The sequence below is a fragment of the Enterococcus sp. DIV0436a genome (assembly GCF_051711605.1).
GTDB classification, from domain to species: Bacteria; Bacillota; Bacilli; order Lactobacillales; family Enterococcaceae; genus Enterococcus_B; species Enterococcus_B faecium.
In genome coordinates this window covers 1-2,534 of sequence record NZ_JBIONA010000008.1, presented here as the reverse complement: position 1 = coordinate 2,534, position 2,534 = coordinate 1, and the positions used below count along the sequence as shown (strand labels likewise).

At 34.3% G+C, this 2,534-nt stretch carries 4 protein-coding genes; all 4 read left to right on the top strand.

The annotated features are described in order from the left end of the window. On the top strand, nucleotides 1–777 hold a 777-nt coding region (locus IGL15_RS14410; protein WP_438768119.1), incomplete at its 5' end, for a replication initiation protein. A gap of 17 nt (nucleotides 778–794) precedes the next feature. Beyond that, a complete protein-coding gene (locus IGL15_RS14405; RefSeq protein ID WP_438768122.1) occupies nucleotides 795–962 on the top strand; it encodes a hypothetical protein in 168 nt (55 codons plus the stop codon). Between the two features lie 11 nt (nucleotides 963–973). Next, nucleotides 974–1,177, top strand: a complete 204-nt coding sequence (locus IGL15_RS14400) for a hypothetical protein (protein ID WP_002321382.1) — start codon at nucleotides 974–976, stop codon at nucleotides 1,175–1,177. A gap of 1,165 nt (nucleotides 1,178–2,342) precedes the next feature. After that, a partial coding sequence (locus IGL15_RS14395) for a RepB family plasmid replication initiator protein (protein WP_146238743.1) occupies nucleotides 2,343–2,534 on the top strand: 192 nt, incomplete at its 3' end.

The window sequence follows — 2,534 nt, the reverse complement described above, 5'->3', positions numbered from 1 at the left end:
ATAGATGATTTAGAAACAACGTATGACAAATTAATGGATTTACGTTTTGGTAGAAGAAGTGCTGACGGTTTGCAACGTGAACGATTTGTTTTATTTAATCAATTTAAAATCGATGGAAAAGCTGATATTCCTTTTGCTGAAATACAAGTCCATGAGAAAGCCTTACCCTTACTTAATAATCTTGAAGAATGGGTTCGATATTCTCTCCAACAATTCAATGAATTAGAAAGCAGTTATTCCAAAACCATGTTTAGATTATTAAAACAATACAGAACCAAAGGAATTGCCTATTTTTCAAAAGAAGACTTTCATGAATTACTTGATATACCTAAAAGTTATAGAGAAAGTGATATAAATAAAAAAATTATAAAGCCTATTCGCCAAGAACTAACCGCAATCTTCAAAGGTCTGACAATCCAAAAGAGATACGGAAAAGGACGGGGAAAGCCTGTCATTGGCTATCAATTTACATTTAAACCTGAGATAAAAAAATCAGACGACTTTAACAAACATGCCCCAACAAAAGAAGAACAAAACAAAGCATTAGAACTAGCTAACCAACAAGTTCAATCTGAAAAAGCACCTACTTCATTACAAGAAAAAATCAAAGAACAAAAGCGAAAATTGGAACTTTTACAACAGTTAGAAAAGTTAGAAAGAGAACAAAATACCCAAAATAAAGAAAATAATGCACAAAAATCAGAGATAAATTCCGATATTCCTTCAGAACTAAAAAAAGACTTATTAGACAATCTTCAAAACTTATTCAAAGATTGAGGGGGTTTTTAGATTTTATGACAGAAAAAACAATCAAAGAACTTGCTGAAGAATTAGGAGTTAGTAAAACAGCAATTAACAAAAAAGTTTCTGACGAAAATCGAAATGGCTGGATTGGATTTTATTACCAAAGGGGATATGATGCAGCTGGAAGAGTTGTAGCTACTAGATATTCAACGTTATAAGTTAAGGAGTGATGTTTTTGATATCTAAATCATTAAAATCATTAAAAACATTTACTAAAAAGAATCCGCAAATAGCTACTATTCGTATTTTTATATTTGCTATAGCTGTTGCTATAATTGTTAATATGCTAAGCGGAGGGCAATTATACAAATCTGGTTTATTTTTAGTGTTAATCTTAGTTGTCTTAGACATAATAAAGTCTAAAAAAAAATAAATCGATACATTTTAGAAGAATAGGGTTGTTTGAATATTACAAAGCAACAATTTCACCTTCGGTGAAATAAGCGAAACTTTACAAAAAGTGGCTAGCAAATGCTAGCCTTTTTTTGTATTGTGGAGCGTGGATTTTGAGGGGGATTCAAGGGGGAGCTTGCGCTCCTTTGACAAGCGGTTATTTGCACCAAATACGGAGGTATTTGGCTAGCAAATATAGAGCTTGCCAAACCCTTTTAGTGAGTTTTGTAGAAAGTACCTTTAAAGGTACTTTCACATTACGAACGATACGTCCGTAGGACGTACTGAAAGGGTGGGACTTATGAGCGAACTAATGCAAAATTTGGCTAGCAAAAAAGCGAAAAAATATATGCTAATAATCGAGCGAAATGAACACTTTTTCAAGTGAGCGAATCCGCCATGACAAAGCTGAAACAGTTTATTTCAGCTTTGTCATGGCGTGTGCCGACTTTTTTAAAAGTCTAGGCACACGAGCAAATATCTTTATCAAGCTCTAATTTGCGTTTTAAGGCGTTTCAAATGTCTAAGTATATAAATATATAAGAATAGGTTTAAGAGTGCTTAAATCGAATTTTAGAGGGCATTCAGACAATTTTAGGGTTGTTAGGGCTTGCCCTGACCGCCTGTAAGGCGCTTTAAGAACAAGATAAGGGATTTATACTAAGACTGTCTTAAAACGTCTCAAACGAAGGCTCAAAGCTTCTCAAAGAGTTCCTTATGAACAGTTTTAGCAAAGGAGCCGGAGGCGACTGCGCAGTACAATGTGAGAGCGTAGCGATCACACCTTTTAAGCGACCGTAGGGAGCAAGATTCCCAGTTTAGTAAAATTCGCGAACCTGTTTGGCTAAAAAAGCAGAAAATTTTTAGGCGGGAAATTTTGCCCCTCTCCTCTTTTATAATCTCTTTTTAAACCTCTTTTTAAACCTCTTTACCGTCGGCTGTATGCTTACTCTCCCAAGGTGTGCAGAATCTTTTGGGGGTCTTTTTGTCTGTTTTTAGGGGTCTTTTTGTCTGTTTTTAGGGGTCTTTTTGTCTGTTTTTAGGGGTCTTTTTGTCTGTTTTTAGGGGTCTTTAATTAGGGGGTTGACCCCTATTAGAAAGCTCTTTATAATTTTGTTAAGTAGTTAATCTTGAAGGAGGATTTTATGGCAAATGAAATTGTGAAATACCACCATGAATTAAATACGATTCCTTTACGCAAATTTACGTCAGTAGAAATGAATTTATTCTTCTCTATAGTATCTAGAATGCGTGACGTAGGCGATAAAAAAGTACAATTTACATTCGAACAATTAAAAGATTTAAGCAATTATAAAGCAACTGCAAATGTTCGATTC

Coding starts and splice junctions, on each gene's coding strand:
- IGL15_RS14405 (WP_438768122.1), top strand. CDS start 795: ATGACAGAAAAAACAATCAAAGAACTTGCTGAAGAATTAGGAGTTAGT.
- IGL15_RS14400 (WP_002321382.1), top strand. CDS start 974: ATGTTTTTGATATCTAAATCATTAAAATCATTAAAAACATTTACTAAA.